At 34.0% G+C, this 20372-nt stretch carries 15 protein-coding genes; 5 read left to right on the top strand and 10 right to left on the bottom strand.

Translation table 11 applies throughout. The features are described 5' to 3' along the window. Positions 1-5: 5 nt before the first annotated feature. Entirely contained in the window at positions 6-644 is a 639-nt protein-coding gene (locus ACSV4D_RS10880) for a response regulator (protein WP_408079767.1), read from the top strand. A 75-nt stretch (positions 645-719) separates the two neighbouring features. On the opposite strand, the gene phoU is transcribed toward ACSV4D_RS10880, so the two are convergent. From phoU to ACSV4D_RS10840, 8 genes are all read right to left on the bottom strand, one after another. Beyond that, complete coding sequence (gene phoU / locus ACSV4D_RS10875; RefSeq protein WP_408079769.1) at positions 720-1388, bottom strand: phosphate signaling complex protein PhoU; 669 nt, start codon at positions 1386-1388, stop codon at positions 720-722. Between the two features lie 44 nt (positions 1389-1432). After that, entirely contained in the window at positions 1433-2185 is a 753-nt protein-coding gene (pstB, locus tag ACSV4D_RS10870) for a phosphate ABC transporter ATP-binding protein PstB (RefSeq protein WP_408079771.1), read from the bottom strand. Between the two features lie 104 nt (positions 2186-2289). Next, complete coding sequence (pstA, locus tag ACSV4D_RS10865; RefSeq protein ID WP_439228292.1) at positions 2290-3171, bottom strand: phosphate ABC transporter permease PstA; 882 nt, start codon at positions 3169-3171, stop codon at positions 2290-2292. Positions 3172-3173: 2 nt separating this feature from the next. Further along, entirely contained in the window at positions 3174-4382 is a 1209-nt protein-coding gene (pstC, locus tag ACSV4D_RS10860; RefSeq protein WP_408079775.1) for a phosphate ABC transporter permease subunit PstC, read from the bottom strand. A gap of 169 nt (positions 4383-4551) precedes the next feature. Further along, a complete protein-coding gene (locus ACSV4D_RS10855) occupies positions 4552-5415 on the bottom strand; it encodes a PstS family phosphate ABC transporter substrate-binding protein (RefSeq protein ID WP_439228291.1) in 864 nt (287 codons plus the stop codon). A gap of 104 nt (positions 5416-5519) precedes the next feature. After that, on the bottom strand, positions 5520-6704 hold the full coding sequence (locus ACSV4D_RS10850) for a porin (protein ID WP_439228290.1): 1185 nt from the start codon (positions 6702-6704) through the stop codon (positions 5520-5522). 341 nt (positions 6705-7045) lie between these two features. Continuing rightward, positions 7046-8125 carry a sensor histidine kinase gene (locus tag ACSV4D_RS10845; RefSeq protein ID WP_439228289.1) on the bottom strand — a complete coding sequence of 360 codons (1080 nt, stop codon included), beginning with the start codon at positions 8123-8125 and terminating at the stop codon, positions 7046-7048. Positions 8126-8436: 311 nt separating this feature from the next. Beyond that, positions 8437-9123, bottom strand: coding sequence for a response regulator transcription factor (locus ACSV4D_RS10840; RefSeq protein ID WP_073241962.1), 687 nt, complete (start codon positions 9121-9123; stop codon positions 8437-8439). Between the two features lie 177 nt (positions 9124-9300). Between ACSV4D_RS10840 and ACSV4D_RS10835 the strand changes: the two genes are divergently transcribed. The 4 genes from ACSV4D_RS10835 (at position 9301) to ACSV4D_RS10820 (ending at position 14912) form a co-directional block, all read left to right on the top strand. Then, positions 9301-12048, top strand: a complete 2748-nt coding sequence (locus tag ACSV4D_RS10835) for a TonB-dependent receptor domain-containing protein (protein WP_408079783.1) — start codon at positions 9301-9303, stop codon at positions 12046-12048. A gap of 207 nt (positions 12049-12255) precedes the next feature. Continuing rightward, complete coding sequence (locus tag ACSV4D_RS10830; protein WP_408079785.1) at positions 12256-13389, top strand: hypothetical protein; 1134 nt, start codon at positions 12256-12258, stop codon at positions 13387-13389. Positions 13390-13490: 101 nt separating this feature from the next. Continuing rightward, complete coding sequence (locus tag ACSV4D_RS10825; protein WP_408079787.1) at positions 13491-13829, top strand: T9SS type A sorting domain-containing protein; 339 nt, start codon at positions 13491-13493, stop codon at positions 13827-13829. A gap of 102 nt (positions 13830-13931) precedes the next feature. Further along, on the top strand, positions 13932-14912 hold the full coding sequence (locus ACSV4D_RS10820; protein WP_439228295.1) for a LuxE/PaaK family acyltransferase: 981 nt from the start codon (positions 13932-13934) through the stop codon (positions 14910-14912). On the opposite strand, the gene ACSV4D_RS10815 is transcribed toward ACSV4D_RS10820, so the two are convergent. Continuing rightward, entirely contained in the window at positions 14909-15253 is a 345-nt protein-coding gene (locus tag ACSV4D_RS10815) for a hypothetical protein (protein ID WP_439228288.1), read from the bottom strand. The two genes, ACSV4D_RS10820 and ACSV4D_RS10815, sit on opposite strands and share 4 nt — an antisense overlap. A gap of 277 nt (positions 15254-15530) precedes the next feature. Continuing rightward, the gene (locus ACSV4D_RS10810; RefSeq protein ID WP_439228287.1) at positions 15531-20177 is read right to left on the bottom strand and encodes an Ig-like domain-containing protein; all 4647 of its coding nucleotides are present in this window, start codon (positions 20175-20177) and stop codon (positions 15531-15533) included. Between the last annotated feature and the right edge of the window lie 195 nt (positions 20178-20372).

Below are 20372 nucleotides of genomic sequence, written 5' to 3'. Positions count from 1 at the left end.
AAGCTATGCAAAAAGAAATCCTTATAGTTGACGACCATTTAGTGGTAAGAACCGGTGTCTCAATCATATTAGAAGAGAAATTCAAGAATATCACGATTACAACCTCAGAAAACTACAACGAAACCTTAGCAGTATTAAAAGAAAAGAAATTTGATTTAATCATATTAGATATAAATATTCCCGGTGGTCGCAATACTGCCATGATTGAACAAATAAGAGAAATTCAGGAGGATGTAAAAATACTTATTTTTTCGGTATATGAAGAAGAAACTCATGCCTGTCCGTATGTTATAGCCGGAGCAAATGGATACCTTAATAAATTAAGTGACAAAAAAAAACTGACCAGTGCAGTCGATTCTATTTTAAAAACAGGGAATTATTTAACTCCTGATATAATCAAAAATTTAGTAAAAGCTTCAACAAATAAAGAAAGTATCAATCCGCTGGACAAGCTATCCAAACGGGAAAGAGAAATCTCTGAATTACTGGTTCAGGGTGACGGAAATATCGAAATAGCGAATAAACTAAGCATTCAGCTCACCACTGTAAGCACTCATAAAAATAAAATTTTTAATAAACTACACATAAAAAACATTGTAGAACTCATTTCTTTATTCAACAAATCCTTAGGACTGGACAACTAAAAACCTGTATAATAAAAAAGCCAGGCTCTTCTTTTTGTTGAAAAACCCAGCTTAATAATAAATTTGCAAAATTACTTATTGCCTGTCATCAAATTTTTCGTGTTTGATAATCTTAGCCTTAATCATAAAATGAACATGCTCGGCAATGTTAGTACAATGTTCTGAAATGCGTTCTAAATGTTTTAAAACCATCACTAAGTTCATCCCCGAAACAACAGTCTTAGAGTTGGATTTCATCTCATTCATTAAATTATGAATAGTATCGTCTGTTCCTTTTTTAATACTGTTATTAAGAACAAAAATCTCTCCTATTGTAGTTTCACTTCTGTCCAGAAAACACTGATTCATTTTCACTGTAATCTGTTCCACCTGCTTCGCTAATTCCGCAATATTAAATTTGATTATTAAATCATGTTTGTCTTTAATATTCTTGGAGTTTTTGATAACACTCATTGCTAAATCCCCTATTCTTTCAATTTCATTACTAATTTGCATAGAAGCCATAATGAATCGTAAATCAGAAGCTACAGGCTGTTGTAAAGCAAAGATAGTCTGACAAATCTCATCAATTTTCACATCCAGTTTATCGATTTTATCTTCGGTCTTTTTTACTTCCTTCTTTTCGGCCATCGGCTCAGAAAGTAACGCTTTTACGGCTTCGCTCAATTGGGATTCTGCAAGATTACCAATTTTGATAATTACATTTTTAAGCTTTTCTAATTCTATTTCGAAGTGTGATGCCATTGTATTTAATTTAAAAGTTGCTAACTGATGATACTATATAAAAATTAACCAAATCTTCCTGTTATATAATCCTCAGTTTGCTGTATTGTTGGTTTTGTAAAAATTGTTTTTGTTTTATTGTGTTCAATCAGTTTCCCCATATAGAAAAAAGCTGTATTATCACTTACACGTGCAGCCTGTTGCATATTATGAGTTACAATAACAATCGTATATTTATTTTTCAATTCATGAATCAATTCTTCGATTTTAGAAGTCGATATAGGATCTAATGCGGAAGTAGGTTCATCCATTAACAAAACAGAAGGCTGAATTGCTAATGCACGAGCAATACACAAACGCTGTTGCTGTCCTCCTGAAAGTTCAAATGCCGATTTTTTTAATTTATCTTTTACCTCATCCCATAGCGCCACCTGCTCAATAGAAGTGACTACTCTTTCTTCAATAATTTTTTTATCCTCAATACCATTTACTCTTAAACCGTAAGCTACATTTTCATAGATTGTTTTAGGAAAAGGATTCGGTTTTTGAAAAACCATTCCTACATTCTTTCTCAAATCATCTACATTCGTATTTCTAAGATAAATATCTTTCTGGTCAATTAAAATACTCCCTTCCATTCGGGTATTATCAATCAGATCATTCATTCGGTTCAACAAACGCAGGTAAGTAGATTTTCCACATCCCGATGGGCCAATAAGCGCCGTCACGGTGTTTTCCTTTATCGACAAAGAAATATCGTGTAAGGCCTGAGTTTCTCCGTAAAAAAAGTCTACGTTTCTGGATTCTATTTTGTACATGTTATACTTTTTACTTTACTTTATAAAACAGCTGATTCTGGTATAATGCCGTTGTATTATTTTTATTTGTTCCAATATTCTGTTGGCTTTTCTAACAAACAGTATTAATTCATTTTTACTTTTTTTCCGTAATATTTACGAAGTGCATTTGCTAATAAATTAGAGATTAATACAATTAAAATTAAGATAAGTGCTGTTCCATAAGCCATTGCACGGGATTTCTCTATGTTAGTTCCACTGGTCGCAATTACATATAAATGGTACGGTAACGCCATAGCCTGATCAAAAACAGAAGAAGGTAATTTAGGCAAAAAATAAGCCGCTACGGTAAATAAAATAGGAGCTGTTTCTCCCGAAACTCTTCCGATTGAAAGAATCAAACCGGTAATAATATTAGGAAAAGCAATAGGCAGAACCACTTTACTTGTCGTTTGCCACTTAGTAGCTCCCAAGCCCAAACTGGCTTGTCTGAAAGTGGCATCTACTGCTTTCAGGGATTCTTCGGTTGTTCTGATCACCACAGGAAGTACCAATAATCCTAATGTTAAACCACCAGCCAGAATAGAATCTCCAAAACCTAATTTATTGACAAACAATGACATTCCAAATAATCCAAAAACAATGGAAGGTACGCCCGCAAGGTTATTAGTCATTTGTTTAATTATTTTTTTTACCCAACCATCCTTTACATATTCATTCATGTAAATAGCTGCTAAAACACCCACCGGAAAAGCAAAAACCATACTGGCAAAAACCAGACAAAGGGTACCCACAATAGCCGGAAAAATTCCGCCTTCAGTCATTCCGTCACTTGGCATTGCAGTAATAAACTCCCAGCTGATTACGCTGATTCCTTTGATCACAATAAAAGCTAATATAACAAATAAAAGAGCGACAATAGCATAACTGACAGCTGTAAAAATCCCAAAAGCAATGTTCTGACTGATTCTTTTTTTACGGGCTAATTTATTATTTTCTGAATTCATTATTAATGTTTTTTGTGTGATTTTCTGTTAGTCACTAATTCTACCAACATGTTAATCCCAAAGGTGATTAAGAATAAAATACAACCTAAAGCAAATAAAGCTTCATAATGCAAACCACCATTGGGCGCTTCACCCAGTTCGGCAGCTATAGTTGCAGGAATAGTTCGTACCGGTGCTAAAAGTGTATGGGGAATTACTGCTGCATTTCCTGTAACCATTAAAACAGCCATCGTTTCTCCAATAGCCCTTCCAATTCCTAAGATAGCTCCGGCTGTAATTCCGGATGCCGAATAAGGCATTACCACTTTATAAATGGTTTGCCACTTACTGGCTCCAAGTGCTAAACTGGCTTCTTTCATGGCACGAGGCGTATTACGCATAGCATCTTCTGAAATGGTAATAATAGTAGGCAAAGCCATAATAGCCAAGACCACACTTCCTGCTAATGCAGTTTCTCCTACAGGTAAATTAAAAGTACTTTGTATTAAAGGAACAATAACTACTAATCCAAAAAAACCATACACTACCGATGGAATTCCGGCTAATAATTCGATTAAAGGTTTTAATAAACTGCGGGTTCTTTTTTTAGCAATTTCACTAAGGTAAATTGCTGCCGCTAACCCAATAGGCAAAGCCAATAAAATAGCACCAAAACTTACCCACAAAGTTCCGTAAATCAAAGGCTTCACACCCATTTGAGCAATAGGCTGGGCAGTAGGAAACCATTCTTCGCCAGACAAAAATTCCCCAACCTTGATTTTATCAATATCTAATTCTCTGCCACTAAAATTATCCGACTTATATTTATCTGAAAAGAAAGCTATAATACCTGGTTGTTTACTGATTAACTCATTAATCTTTTCCGGGAAATATTCAAAATCAGGACCTAATTCTTCTTCTGTGTAATAATCGGTAATATCACTTGTCCGAAACAATACGATAGGTCTGTTTTCTCCTCCTACCTGATTCCAATTCGTGATTTTTTTATCAAAAATATCTTTAATCTGTGACGGATGAAGTCCTTTAACTTTATTAGTAGCATTCACCGCTAACAAATACCCGTCATCAATTGGTTTTCTGTTAAAAACACCGGCACCTTCAATAAATAAAAAAAAGACAATCAAAACTACTGTTATACTGGTAGCCGCACCGCTCAGCATCAAAATCGTTTCAATGATTTTTTCTTTTAGCTGTTTCAAATTTGTTTTCAAATCAGTATCTTTTATTTTTTGCAAAACTACAGCGGCTTTAAGCAAACAACGTTCTGTAGTGATTATGTTTAAGTTAACTTAATGTTAAGCAATTGTATTTTTAGAAAATAATCAATAAAAAAGGCTACCGATAATGATAACCTTTTTTAATACAGAATAACAACCTTTATTAGTTTAATGGAATATATCCAATATCAGAAACTGTTTTTTGACCTTGTTCTGAAAGTGCATAATCAACAATTGATTTAACCTTAGCAGCATTCGTTTTATCAAACATATAAAACAATGGTCTTGAGATTGGATACGTTTTATCTTTAGCACTTGCTACAGATGGTTCGATGAAAGTTTTTCCCTGATCATAAGAAACCCCTAATTGTTTTACTTCTTTAGTTTCATAAGCTAAACCAATATAACCAATAGCACCTTTAGTCTGACTAACTGCCTGAACAATTGCCCCAGTAGCCGGTAAACTTAATACATCAGTGGCATAGTTTTTCTTTTCCATTACTTCATCTTTAAAAAACTCGTAGGTTCCTGAAGATGATTCTCTTGAATAAGCTACGATTTTCTCATCTGCACCACCTACTTCTTTCCAGTTTTTAATTTCACCGGTAAAAATTTTCTCTAATTGCTCACGGGTTAGCTGAGATACTTTATTAGCAGGGTTAACAATAACTGTTAATGCATCAAAAGCAATAATTACTTGTTCGATTTCTTTTTTCTCCTCAGAAAATTTTAATTTTTCTTCCGTTTTTAAATCTCTCGACGCCATAGCAATATCGGTGGTTCCGTCAACAAGGGCAGTAATTCCTACTCCTGATCCGCCACCTACAACTGTAATACTCACATTTTTGTCTGATTTCATCAAATCTTCAGCTTCCTTTTGAGCTAATGGCAAAACAGTATCACTTCCTTTTATAGTTACCGAAACAGCTGCTGCATTATCCTCTGAAGTTTTGTCTTCAGTTTTAGCCTTACCACAACTCAACATACCTATTAAAGGTAAAATCAAAAATAATTTTGTTTTTTTCATTTTGTTTTAAATTAATTGTTGCAAAAGTAACTCCTCAATATTAAGCCTGCGTTAATTCATTATTAAGCAATTAAACCCTAAAGAGTCCTTATATATTTATTAAATTATATACCTATTTCTACTTGTCCACGCACGTACCATGTTCCTTTTGTATCTCCGGAATAAAACTTGTCGTTTTTATACGAAAACTCGGTTTGAACTTTAAGTTTATGACCTAAAATATACCGGGATACTCCTATTGCATATTCATCAGCATCCGGCACATTAGCATGTATCTCATCATCCGCTTTCTGAATAGAAAACCGCGCTCCGATTTGATAATTTGACGGAAAAACATAACTCAGCTGTGTATCAATACCATATCCTACAAATACACTTTGAGTCTTAGTTACATCTAATGGATTCACTGTAACAGGATCATTACACATACTCGACATATAAGCTCCGATAGCAGACCAGCCGCGGTATTTTAGCATTGTATCAAAAAACAAAGATTTAATTGTACGGGGTTCGAACAACTCACTTCCTAATTGTCCTTGTTTTCTCAAGGCGTTGTTATTTTGAGAAAATGCACCCGATATCATCCATTTTAAAGATTTTTCTCTTTCTAAATCGGCCTCAAAAAGCGAACCGTGTTTTGTAAAAGAGCCTAGAGGAAATAATTCAGCTTTAGCAGTTAAAGCAATTCCGTCATCCTCTGTTTTTACCCAGTTTCTTCCCTCTCCTTTTGTTATAGCACCTTTCAATGAATAAGCAAATTTTGTTGGGTTTTCATGACTGTAATCTACAAAAAGACCAAAATCACGATCAATATTAAATTGAGAATTATTAATGGTTCTGTCTGTAAACTCCAATGACCCTGAAGAAATTACACGCTGATTATTCCCTGGTAATTTTGTCTGTCCAAAAGCAATAGTCCAGTTTTTAGTGGGATGGTAAAAGAATACCGCATCCAGTATCACATTTCCATTCTTATTATCAAGAGTTACCATGTCTTTAGCCGCAAATCCAAGTTCGATTTTATAACCAAATTTTGGGTTATATACAAAACCATCCAGCTTCAATCGCATTCTTCTCACCTCTCCTTCATAAAAACCATTTTCACCTTCCGTTTTTTCAAAACCTGCTCTGCTCTGAATTCTAAAACCAATATTCACCTGAAATAAACTATCAGTTGCAGTGAAACCTAATTTCTTTTTATTCACACTATATCCTTCTGTTTTTTTGCTTTCCTGTGCAAATCCAATCATAGAGAACATTAGTAGTATAACAAATAATTTCTTTTTCATTTTAACCCTGAATCAATATTATATTATTTTTGTGCAAACCTAATATTAAACTTCATGCTAAATATTAAGCCTGAGTTATCGTTAAGAGAATATAACGTAAACTTTTGTTCACATTGAGATACAATTATATAAGAAAGACATTATACAAAAATCAACAATCCAGTAAAATCAATACTTCGCAAGGTTTATTTGCTTAACATTTACTTAACATTGAAAAAAACAAGCCTGTTTTGAAACTCCGAAAAAACTGCTTTCAAATCTATTTTTGATTAAAAAGCACAAAAAAAAGGTGCAGTTGAATGAACAACTACACCTTTTATAAACCTATTTTTTTTAGAAAATTATTTGAGCTCCTGTTTCTTTCTGGTATTTGCTTTTTCTATGGTAAAAGAAAATTCAGAACCAATACCAAATTCACTTTCAACATATATTTTTTCTTTATGAGCTTCTATAATATGTTTTACAATGGCTAATCCTAATCCGGAACCGCCTTCTGCCCGGGAACCACTTTTATTAACACGATAAAAACGTTCAAAAAGCCTTGGAATATTTTGTTTTTCAATCCCTTCTCCATCATCACTAATGCGGACTAATACTTTTTCTTTAGTCAGATTCACTACCGCTACTTCAGTAGTTCCTTCTTTTTTACCGTATTTAATCGAATTCACAATCAGATTTTCTACAACCTGCTGGATTCTGTCTTTATCTGCTTTTACAAAATTAGGACGGATGTATTCATTCTCGAAAGCCAGTGTAATTTTTTTCTTGTCGGCTTTCATTTCCAGTAACTCAAAAACATTCCGGATCAGTTCGACTATATCAAATTCAGTAATTTCTAAATTCAAATCACCCGATTCTAATTTAGTAATCATATCTAAATCTTCTACAATATATATTAAACGTTCCACACCTTTATCGGCACGTTTTAAATATTTTTTTCTGATAGTCTTATCTTCCATTGCTCCGTCCAGCAAAGTAGAAATGTACCCCTGAACGGTAAACAAAGGCGTTTTTAATTCATGCGAAATATTTCCCAGGAACTCTCTTCTGTATTCTTCACGCACCTGCAGCATTTCTATTTCCAGCTTTTTATCCGTAGCAAACTTTTTAACTTCTCTTGTTAAAGTTTCCATATCTGTAGTGATAGGCTGATTGATAAGTGTGCTGGATTCTAAAAGAGAAACATCATCGTAGATTTTTTTTACTCTTCTGTAGATAAAACGCTCCACACGATACTGCAGAACTAAAAAAGAAAAAAGATAAATCACACAAACAAAAAACAATCCAAAAAGCCACAAACTCTGAGTTGTAGCTTTAAAGATAACTGTTACCAGAAAAAGGACAAAAGCAGTAGAAAAAAGGCTAATGTAAAATGCCGACTTTATGGCAAACTTATACGTTTTTTTAAAACTAATTTTCATTTATTTGTCTTTGCTCTTAAATAATAACAATCCTGCTTTTTTTTACCATATCAATCAGATAGTTTTTTGTCTTTTGCGTATTACAAAAATATAACTTTAAAAGTAGAGCATATAAACCTGAAGAACAAAAAGAAAATTGTTATAAAAATTATTATTACTATTGAAATATTCAACTTACCTTACAGTCACTTGAGTGTACTTCTTTTATAAAAAGAAAAAAGTCTAACTAATAACATCATTAGTTAAACTTATATGTCTTATAGAGTTATAACAAATATTATTTCATTCATTTATTATATGTTTTTTGAAAATTACACTTCAAATTTGTAACCTACTCCTTTTATTGTTTTAAAAAGTTCATCTCCTATTTTCTCACGAAGTTTTCTAATGTGTACATCAATAGTTCTTCCGCCTACCACTACTTCATTGCCCCAGACTTTATCTAAAATCTCGTCTCTTTTAAATACTTTTCCAGGTTTTGAAGCTAAAAGATAAAACAATTCAAATTCTTTTCGGGGTAGAGCAATCTCGATATCGTCTTTGATAATCTTATATTCTTCACGATTGATTTCAATACCGCCTACATTAAGTGTTTCACTATCCTGCTCGCCGGATTCTTTTAATCTGCGTAATAACGCTTTTACTTTACTGACAAGCAATTTTGGTTTAATCGGTTTTGTGATATAATCATCTGCTCCGGCATCAAAACCGGCAACCTGAGAATAATCTTCACTTCTTGCAGTTAAGAAAGTAATGATTACGTTACTTAATTCAGGAATGTTTCTGATATTTTCACAAGCTTCCATCCCATCCATCTCAGGCATCATCACATCCATAATAATCAGGTCGGGTAATTCTTTTTTTGCTTTAGCAATGGCATCTTTTCCATTGGAAGCCGTAACAATCTGGTAGCCTTCCTGTGATAGGTTATAACCTACAATTTCTAAAATATCCGGTTCATCATCAACCAGTAAAATTTTTGTGTTTTTCTTTTTCATATATAGCAAATTTTCTTTTGCGATGGTAAATGTAATAATAAAAAAACAGCATAAAACGCGTGTTAACGGTAATTTAAAGAGATAACAATTTAGTAATACTACAGCAACATAATAGTAACAACCGATTAACATGAACTTTACAAAGCTACCATTTCTTTGCAAAAAATTTAATCAATTATGAAACTTAGATTATTTATTCTATCACTTTTTATTACAACATTAAGCTTTGCACAAAGCAAAGGTACAATTTCAGGGGTAATAACAGACAAAGATGCGAACAATGAGACATTACCCTTTGCAAATGTTTTTGTAAAAGGAACTAAAGTTAGTGCAACAACAGATATTGATGGAAAATACACTATTAGCCTTGCACCAGGAAGCTATGTTATTCAATATACTTTCATAGGATACGAACCTAAAGAAGTTCCTGTAAAAGTAACTGATGGTGCTAAACTTGTAATCAATCAGGCATTATCAGCAGGAGCTTACGCACTGGATGATGTAGTGATTAAAACGGTTGTAAACAGACAAAAAGAAACTGCCTTATTATTAGAACAAAAAAATGCCGTGGAGATTAAACAGGCTATTGGAGCACAGGAAATGACACGAAAAGGTGTTAGCGATGCCGCAGCAGCAGTGACTAAAGTAACCGGTATTTCAAAACAGGACGGAACAGCTGGTATTTTTGTACGCGGATTGGGAGATCGTTACAACAGTACCACTTTCAACGGACTACCTTTACCATCTAATGAGCCTACAAATAAAAACGTTGCTTTGGATTTATTTTCAACCGATGTTATTCAGTCCATTGGTGTTAGCAAAACATATTATCCCGATTCTTACGGAGATGTTGGAGGAGCAAATATCAACATCGTATCAAAAGAACATATTGGAAAAGGAACATTAAATATCGAAATTGGAAGCGGTTTAAACAACAATGCTTTTAACGCTGATTTTAAAATGGCAGACGGAGTTCAAAAATCAGGATTCTATAATGTAAAAAAGCCAAACAATATCAGTGTTTATCAATTTGAAAACAGATGGTCTCCTAATAAAAAAAACAATCCAATTGATGCAAACCTAGGAATCTCTGGAGGTAAAAATTTCAACATTGGAGAAAACGGAAAATTGAGTTTCTTTGGAACAGCCTCTTTTGAGAATGGATACAACCTGAAACAGGGTTCTCAAAGAAATATTGGAAACACCAATAACAATATTATTGAGGATTTTTATGATGTTGATAAATATGAATATGTAACAAAGTCAACAGGAATGGCGAATGTTGCTTACAAAATCAATTCGAACAATTCTGTAAAATGGAATAGCGTTTTTGTAAACTCTTCAAAAAGCGATGTAAACGAATATGGATTTATTAATGAAAACGGATCAGATAGTTTTACAAGACAAACTATTACGGAGCAAAACAAATTGTTTTTAAACCAGCTTTTAGGAAAACATGAACTTTCAGAGAGATTAACATTAAACTGGGGCGGTTCTTTTGGAATCGTAAATTCTGATATGCCTGACAGGATTACAAGTACTTTAGTAGAAAGCACAAATGGCTATATTTTTAATACCAATTCACAATCAACTAACAACCGATATTTTCAGTCTTTGAAAGAAAATGAAGCTGCAGCAAAAGCAGTTTTTGATTATAAGCTATTTAAAGGTGAAGGAGAAGAAGATTACAAAGGGAAATTGACTTTTGGTTATAACGGAAGAATTAAATCCAGAGATTTTGAAGCTACACAATTCAATTTCAGAATTAACGGAGGAATAGAAACAAGTCCGGATACTATTGACGATTTCCTAAATGCTGAAAACCAGTCTGAGTCAACAAACGTCAACAATACGTTTAAGATTCTAACTTCAAGAAACGCAGGTAGTTTAAAACCTTTTACTTATAATGCAGATGTAAACATTCACTCCGGACTTGCAAATCTTGAATATTCTCCATCAGAGAAATTAACCTATACCGTAGGTGTAAGAGCAGAAAAAGTTTTACAGGAAATGGAATGGGATACCAATATCTCTTTACCAAATGTAAATTTTGATGATGCAAAAATTGATAAACTTTACATTCTTCCGGTTGCAACATTAAAATATACTTTAAACGATAAACAAAATTTAAGAGTAGCTGCAAGTAAGACGTATACTTTACCTCAATTTATTGAAAAAGCACCTTTCCGTTTTGAAGTTGTGGGAGAAAGCACCGTGGGTAACGCATTCTTAAATCCATCTGACAATTATAATTTTGATATTAAATGGGAATTGTTTCCAAGTAGTGACGAATTAATTTCGGTAACTGGTTTTGGAAAATATATTATGGATCCTATTAGTAAGGCCCGATTAAATTCTGCGCTAAATGATAACACTTTTGTAAATGCCGGAGATAATGCATTTGTTGCAGGTGTTGAATTTGAAATTAGAAAAAATCTATGGAATGTAGAAGATAAATCAAACCTTTCGGCAGGTTTTAATTTCACTTATATGTATTCTGAACAAAAATTAGATTCAGAAAAAGTAGCCGCAGAAACCAATAATACAATTAGTGTGAGCTTCAATGATTCTAAAGACGGTTTACAAGGAGCATCTCCCCTTTTACTAAATGCAGATCTGACCTACCGAATTGAAGCAGGTAGTTTTAAACCAACTATCTCATTAGTTGGAAATTATTTTCATGACAGAATTTATTCTCTTGGAAATATACAAACCGGAGGAAATGTTATGGAAAGAGGAATTCCAACACTTAACTTTATTTCCAGTGCAGCTATCGGAGAACGTTTAAATATCAGCTTCAATGTAAAAAATCTTTTGGATAGTAAAATCGAAAGATATCAGGAAAACGCTGAGGGCAATGCGACAACCTATTCATACAAGACAGGACTTGATTTCAGTTTAGGAATTAAATACAGCTTATTCTAAACTTAAATTATTATCAAAAAATAAAAGCAGTTTTCGGACTGCTTTTTTTAGCACTATACAATACTGAATGCAATAAAATCAGTAACATTAAATTTACAATTATTCAATTTTAAAATAAAGATTAGATAACCCTTAGATAACTTCCGTCTTAGTAATTCAGTCCATATTTGCAGTACTAAATATAAACAAAAAAATCACATTAAGAAGATGAAAAAATTAGTATTGACTCTAGCTATTTTAGGTGCAATTGTTACAGGTTGTTCAAATGACGATAACAATAATGGTCCTGAAGTTCCGGAAACAGGAGTTTTATCTGGAAACATTACAGAAAATATGACATTAAACGCTGAGACACTTTATACATTAAAAGGTGCTACTTATGTTAAATCAGGTGTAACTTTAACTATTCCTGCAGGAACAAGAATTGAAGCAGATAGCCAATTTGAAGAAGTTGCATTTTTAGGAATTGAAAAAGGAGCTAAAATAATAGCTCAGGGTACTGCAGCTAAACCGATTGTTTTTACATCAAACGCAGCATCTCCTGCACCACAGGACTGGGGAGGATTAGTAATTTGTGGAAATGCAGTTACAAACCTGGGAACAAACGTTACTGCAGAAGTTACAGGTTTAACTTATGGAGGAACAAACCCAGCTGATAATTCAGGGGTTCTTTCTCATATTATCGTTGAATATTCAGGTAACTTAATCAATGATGATGCTGAATTTAATGGTGTTACTTTTTATGCTGTAGGTTCAGGAACAACTGTTAACAACATCTTAGTTTACCAAGGTTCTGATGACGGATTTGAGTGGTTTGGAGGATCAGTAAATGCAACAAATCTTGCTGCTATTGGATGTCAGGATGATTCTTTTGACTGGACAGAAGGATGGAACGGAACTGTAACTAATTTATATTCTGATCAATCTTCTGCTACTGGTTTTTCTGCTGACAGCCGTGGAATCGAAGCTGATAACAATCAAAACAATGCTTTATTAGCTCCAATTTCTAACCCAACATTATCTAATGTAACACTTATAGGAAGAAATAATCCTGCAGTTACAAAAGAAGCCGGTGCCTGGTTAAGAAGAGGAACTCATGCTACAATCACAAACTTGTATATCACTGGTTTTAAAAGTACTCAATCTGGATCTGGGTTTGGAATCAACTTTGACGGAACTGATTCTCAAACTTATTTTACAGCTAATAAATTAAACAATGTAACAATTGTAAATTCAACTACTGCAAGTAATATGATTTTAGGATTCAATGCTACAACTACTGCAACCGGTGCCGGAAATGGTGCTGCAAAAGCAAGCTGGATGGATTGGATGGGTCTATAATCCCTAATAAATAACATTAAAAATGCCTTCCTTTTACAGGAGGGCATTTTTTTTGGTACAGTATTTGATTTTTCGTATATTTACTACTCAAAATCAAGCTAATGAAAAAAAACTACTTTTATAGTATCATTTTAATGGTTTTTCTTTTCTCCCTGAACAGTAATGCTCAGGCAGCAAAGTCACAAATAAACCTGAATGCTCCTTCTGTAATAGAGGGCTTGAATTTGTATCCTAATCCGGTAAGTGATAGTCATGTATACATAACAACTAAAAATGATGCCGATAAAGAAATTATTATTTTTGATCTTCTGGGGAAAAAAGTACTTCAAACCAGAATCAGTTCCAAAGAATTGAATATTTCTAATTTGGCTCCGGGTGTTTATATCATTAAAATAAATGAACAAAATGCTACGGCAACCCGAAAACTTATTGTAAGATAAAATACAAATTCAGAAAACAATCATAAAAGCTTCAAAATTCAAATTGAAGCTTTTTTTATACCTGAGAAAAAACATTAATTTATACCTTTGCTAAAAAAATTCTTGATCACAGCTACTGATATATTTACGATTTCGAGCCAAAAGCAATTTGAAAAAATAGCATTAAAAGTGTTTCGTTTTCAATATGAAAATAATTTAGTGTATAAAGAATTTTGCGACTTCTTAAAAACAGATGTGCAACGTGTAAAAACGATACAACAAATCCCTTTTTTACCCATCCAATTTTTTAAAAGCCACCAAGTAGTTTCTAACAACAATCCTATTCAAACCACTTTTACAAGTAGTGGAACCACAGGAATGATTACCAGCAAGCATCTTGTTACCGATGTAACGCTTTATGAAGAAAGTTACCGCAAAGGATTTTCTGAATTCTACGGCAACATCGAAAATTATGTCATTCTGGCTTTGCTTCCTTCCTATCTGGAAAGAGACGGTTCTTCATTAATTTATATGGTTGAAGATTTGATAAAATTGTCTAATCATCCTGAAAGTGGTTTTTATCTGCACAATCATGAAGATTTGATTGAAAAATTAATCGAATTAGACCAATCGGGACAAAATATAATCCTGATTGGTGTTACCTATGCTTTGTTAGATTTAATCGAAAAGCAAAAATTTGAATTACAAAATACTATCATTATGGAAACCGGCGGCATGAAAGGCAAACGCAAAGAAATGATTCGTGAAGAGCTTCATGAACAATTGTGTGACGGTTTTGGCGTATCGGCAATCCATTCTGAATACGGCATGACTGAACTATTGTCTCAAGCCTATTCTTTAGGAAATGGCGTATTTGAATGTCCTTCGTGGATGCAAGTCCTTATTCGTGATACCGAAGATGCTCTGACTTATATTCCGCAAGGGAAAACAGGCGGAATTAACGTGATTGATCTCGCTAATATCAATTCCTGTTCCTTTATTGCCACTCAGGATTTAGGCAAAAAATATCCCAACAACTCTTTCGAGGTATTGGGACGATTTGATAATTCGGATATTCGCGGTTGTAATTTGATGGTGCTTTAATTTTCTTCTATTACACCTATACTTTCAATTCCTTCTTTTTTTATTAGTTCTCTTTCCTTTTGTCCTTTTTTCTCTAAAAATTTATAAACGCCATAACATCCTAAACCTCCACAAAAAACAAAAAACAAACTCCAGGCGGAACCGTCATAATTTTCATTAGCTACAGCATCAAAACCATACACAATTCCAAACAAAATGGCTCCAAAAAAACCAGCTATCATCTGTCCTCCATAATACGACCCAATCCCGATAAAAAAATAGAGCCATTTATTTTTTCCGTATTCAACCGCTAAATTGCTAAATGATTTCCAAATCCAATAAATAAATAAAAGTCCAATCATAGTTTACAATTTACATCAGCACTAACTTACAAAATAAAACAATATTTCAGCTCTATTGACAGAAAGTATTTTTCCAATCAAATAATACATCCCAATGACTCTTTCGAATTATTGGGATGTATGGATCATTCAGTAATTGGTTTATAACTTGATGAATAATTTAAATTATTCCTTCTCTATTCAATATAAAAAAACAAAATATACCAACAAAAAAGACTGCCAAAAATTACTTTTTGAACAGTCTTTTGTAAAGAAAAATTGCTGCAATAATGATTATTTATTCAAGCACTACTTTTAAGTTATTTTCTCCATCAGCACTTAGTACTTTTAAAAGATATATACCTCTTGCCTGATTAGGCAGATTAAATGGTACATCTTGTTTTCCATCTTTCAGACTAACTTCTTTTTGCATTACTAATTGCCCTATAATATTTGTAATAATAATAGTCGCTTTAGATGATTTATAACCGCTAAGTTGTACTGTAAAATCTCCTGTAGTAGGATTAGGAAAGGCTAGAACCTCAACTATTGGTTCTTGTTCTTGTGATATTACCGAACATGAGCCCAATTTACATCCATGATTTAAATGTGCCTGAACAGCATTTGAACTCACACAAATTTCCTGTCCATTATGACATACCATTACTTTGTTTCCTGAATTACCACATTGTACATTGATTACATTAATATCAATTGAAGCCGAAGTTTGACATCCAAGAGCATCAGTAATAATTACGGTATAGGTTCCTGCCGAATTTACAATAATTGATTGTGACAATTGTCCGTTACTCCAGTTGTAAGTGTAAGGCGCTTTACCACCATCTGGTGTTGCTGTTATGGTTAATGACGATGGTCCATAACCAACGTATAAAGTGTTTTTTTCATGTGCATTGTTAATGGCATAAACATCAGCAATAGTTGCATTTAATGCTGCATTAACAGCAACTGTATTACTCACAGCAGTCTGATTATCATGAATATCAGTTACGGTCCACGTTATAGTAGAAACACCAACATTGAAGTTTCCACTGGCATCATTACTATTTCCACTTCTCGAAGTAGCACCGGTTATAACATAACTTATGGAATCGATACCGCAATTATCTGTTGCATTTAATGTAGGAATAGAATAAAAACCATTATCCTCATAACATACTGACACAGCTGATAATTCTGAAACTAAAGGTTTTTGGGTGTCCAATACGATTACTTTTTGAGTGGCTGTATTGCTGTTTCCTACCCCATCTTTTACTGTCCAGGTTACTATTGTTGTTCCTGTAGGATATGTATTTGGAGCATCGTTAACAGGAGTTTCAACATGGTTAACATCACTGGTTTCAGGATTGCCTAAAACAACATTTGTTGCTTCACAACTTTCATTATCAGCACTAACAGTAATATCGGCTGGAGCAATGATAGCTGGGCCGGTGAAATCAAAAGTATAAATTTCGCCAGAAGTAAATCCGCTTTGCAGATTATTATTAGCTTCATCAACAATAGAAATTCCGCTTGCTTTTACATCCAACCGTAATGTTCCGTCTCCACTAATATCGCTCACAGTTACCTGATAAGAAATGGGACTCTCCGAAATGACAGAGCTGATTGTTCCTGCTGTATTCCCTGTTGCAGTAAGCGTAAAAGCATTATAATCTACTCCTGTGACATTTTTTGAAAATGTTACATTATAAGTAACTGTCGTTGCATTTGTGAGTGCATTTGCTGTTGCTGGTCTGTTTACCGCAAAGACCGCAGGAGGCATATTATCGATAATTCTAATATCAGGTTTAGGAGAACCATTTGGCAAATAGTAACTCAAATTTGCGGGCTGATTGTAGCCTATATTTTGAGTAGCTACCTGCATTCTGTAGGCTGGGTCGTGCATCAAAGCATATACTTTATGCTCTGTAGGAATCCAAGATGAAAAAAGTACAAATGCACTATTATCAGATTTTACAAAAACTAATTCTTCTCTCCAGTCTCCTAAAATATCTGCTACTAAATTAGCGTCCTGTTTAGTGGAGTGTATCGTGCTTGCTCCATAATACCAGGCTGTTAAAAGTCGGCCTCCATTATTAACATCATCAATTCCTGTATTATTTCTTAATTCGCGTTGAATATCACCATCAAAATAAACGGGCTGATAATAAGAATTGTAATTATAAGTTAAAGGATTTCCTTTTACATCAAATACAGAACTTTGATCGTCTTTGCCATTATCAATATAATCACCCACTACAGATATTTCAAAACCCGGATTATCGGCTGTAATGTCGGCTGCCCATGCTCTTCCTACATCTGCGGGACTTAGGATTTCCCAAATAATTTCTCCGGTGGCGGCATCACGAAATGATACTCCGTAAGTAGCATTTTCATGAGGTTGAAAATATTCCATACCCGGTCTGTCCGGATCTAAATCTCCTACAGCATGTGCATCACCATGACCTCTTCCGGTTGCATACAGACCTTTCCCATCATTATCAATCGCACAGGCACCATACATCAATTCATCCGATCCGTCACCATCAACATCTGCAACAGTTACACCATGATTTCCTTCTCCTCTATATAAAGTTCTCTCAGGTTCAGCTAATTTATCACTATCAAATTCCCATTCCTGTTTTAAATTATTACCATCCCAGGTATAGGCTCCCATAGCAATTCTGGAATATATTCCACGACAGAAAACCAATAACGGACCTTTGTCCTTGTCGTACAAAACTGCTGATTTTATAGACTGTGCTCTTTTGCCATAATTATCTTCCCAAGTCGCTTCGTGATCTTCTCTTAAACCTATAGAAATAGGATAATTTACTGTGGCCATTTCGGCTCCTGTTTGTCCATTAAAAACAGTCATATACGAAGGGTCTTCCATTAAATGTCCCGAAATTCTAGGTATAATCATAGCATCATCATCAGTTGCTGCAGGACCTTTACTTAAATAATTCCCTAACCCATCTTTGGTTCCTGGTCCCGTTTTACAAGCTATTTCCGCTTTTCCATCTCCATCCAGATCATATACCATAAAAGCAATACTATTATATGTTGTATTAGGTCCACAACTTATTCTCCACAAACTATTTCCTTTTAAATCAATCGCTTCTAAATAAGCATTTTCAGGATGTGTGGTAGGTTCCCATTCAAAAATCAACTCATACTGACCATCGCCATCTAAATCCCCAACAGACATGTCTCCTGCAAAATAATCCGGACCCGGGGCTGCGGGTATAGGAATTTCTAATCTTGCTACATTTGGTTTTCCGGGTTCAATAGAAGGTGCATACGGCCATACAGTAACTTCGGGAGAAGTTTGATTTCCTGATGAAGAAATTGCTTCTACTTTGTATACATCGGAAACCAGTCCACTAGGATCAACATAATTTGTCGATGACGTAATTGGTGTTGTATTTAGTTTTGCACCGTTTTTGTATAAATTGAAACCTACATCCGGGTTATCGCTACCCACCATTCTCCAGGAAAGAAAAACACCATTTTTAATTCCCAGAGCTACTAAACCTCTATCCAGAAATTCCATTGGTCGTGGCATTGAACCACCCGGATAATCATTTACAGCAATAGCTATTTTAGCAGTAGTACTGCCTGCTATATTAGTAGCAGTAATCGTGTACTCATTTTCAGCCGAAACACTTCTTGAAGTTCCGCTAATAATTCCTGTTTTAGTATTCAGACTTATACCTGCCGGCAAATTTGGACTAACGCTGTAGGAAGCAACCGCTCCTCCGCTTACTGTCGGATTTAATGCTTTGAATATACCTTTTGTAAATATATTTGGTGTACTGTAACTTAAACCATTTGGACTTGGAATATGAGATATTGTAATAGTCACATTCACAATATTACTATCAGATGTTCCATCATTGGTTTTATAAGAAAAACTATCTGTTATTGTATCAGATCCATTATGAACATAACTAAAGGTTCCATCCGAATTTAAAATTAAAGTTCCATTAACCGGACTATTAACTAAAACAGCGCTTAAAACATTATTCTCAATATCGTTATCATTAGCCAATACAGATGTTTGTCCATTGTCTAAACTCGTTGCCATTCCATTGAGAGCTACTGTAAATGCATCTGCAACCGCTATAGGAGGATTATTTATAAATGTACCAGCAATAACTGTGGTAGTATTGGTTTCGGAATCATATTTACCTGAAATTGGTTTTCCTGCTGCCAGCGCCATTCCCGATGCTTTTATCTTATTAGCATCAACCAACGCCTGAACCGCCATTGTTTGATCACCAGGAATGCGCATACTTCCGGCATCAATTGTAACAGAACCGGTAGTATTGATGGATAATGATGAAAAAGAAGTATAATTTACATTTAACGTTCCTGAATTAATATTGATAACACCTGTACTATTGCTACTATAACCTAAGGTTAAACTTCCTGCAGAACCTAAAGTCAATGTACCCCCGTTAATATTAATTGTACCTGAGGAAGCAAGACCTAATCTCCATACGTTATTTCCAATTAAATTAGCACCTGCATTCACATTTACAATACCAGGCGAGGCTGATGAATTTCCAACATAAAATTTCGCACTATTAACTGTAGCTGTATTAATATTTAATGTTCCATTAACCGAAGTAGTAGCAGCACTTGGTGTCGTGATATTTTGTGTCGCATTAAAAGTTACCCCTTTACCTATGGTAATCTGCCTGCAATTAATAGCAGCCGAATTGGTTATCTGACTGTCATTATTAGCTGTAGCAGTAATAGTAAACACATCAGAAGCAGTAAAAGCCGATGGTACAGGATTCCAATTTTCAAAAGTTGAAAAATCAGAAGAAGCTGCGCCCACCCAGGAATAATTCTGAGCTATCGCATCATTAAAAGTCCCTAAAAAGAAGACGATAACAATCCCCCATAGAAGATTGTTTTTAAGTAATTTTCTATTCATAAATAATTTTGGTTGGTTAATAATAAAACAAACTTAGATATTACATAGGCTTATCAACGTATCAATAATTGCCAATAGTTATCAAAACCTGCCAAAACTATTTGTGAACGTAATCAATTTAAAAACATCAATTATCCAAATTATAATATTCAATTCTTCTAAAAAAACAAAAACACTTGTAAAAAGATTTAGCAA

The organism is Flavobacterium sp. ARAG 55.4 (genome assembly GCF_051846875.1).
GTDB classification, from domain to species: Bacteria; Bacteroidota; Bacteroidia; order Flavobacteriales; family Flavobacteriaceae; genus Flavobacterium; species Flavobacterium plantiphilum.
This window is presented reverse-complemented; position numbering and strand designations above follow the sequence as displayed.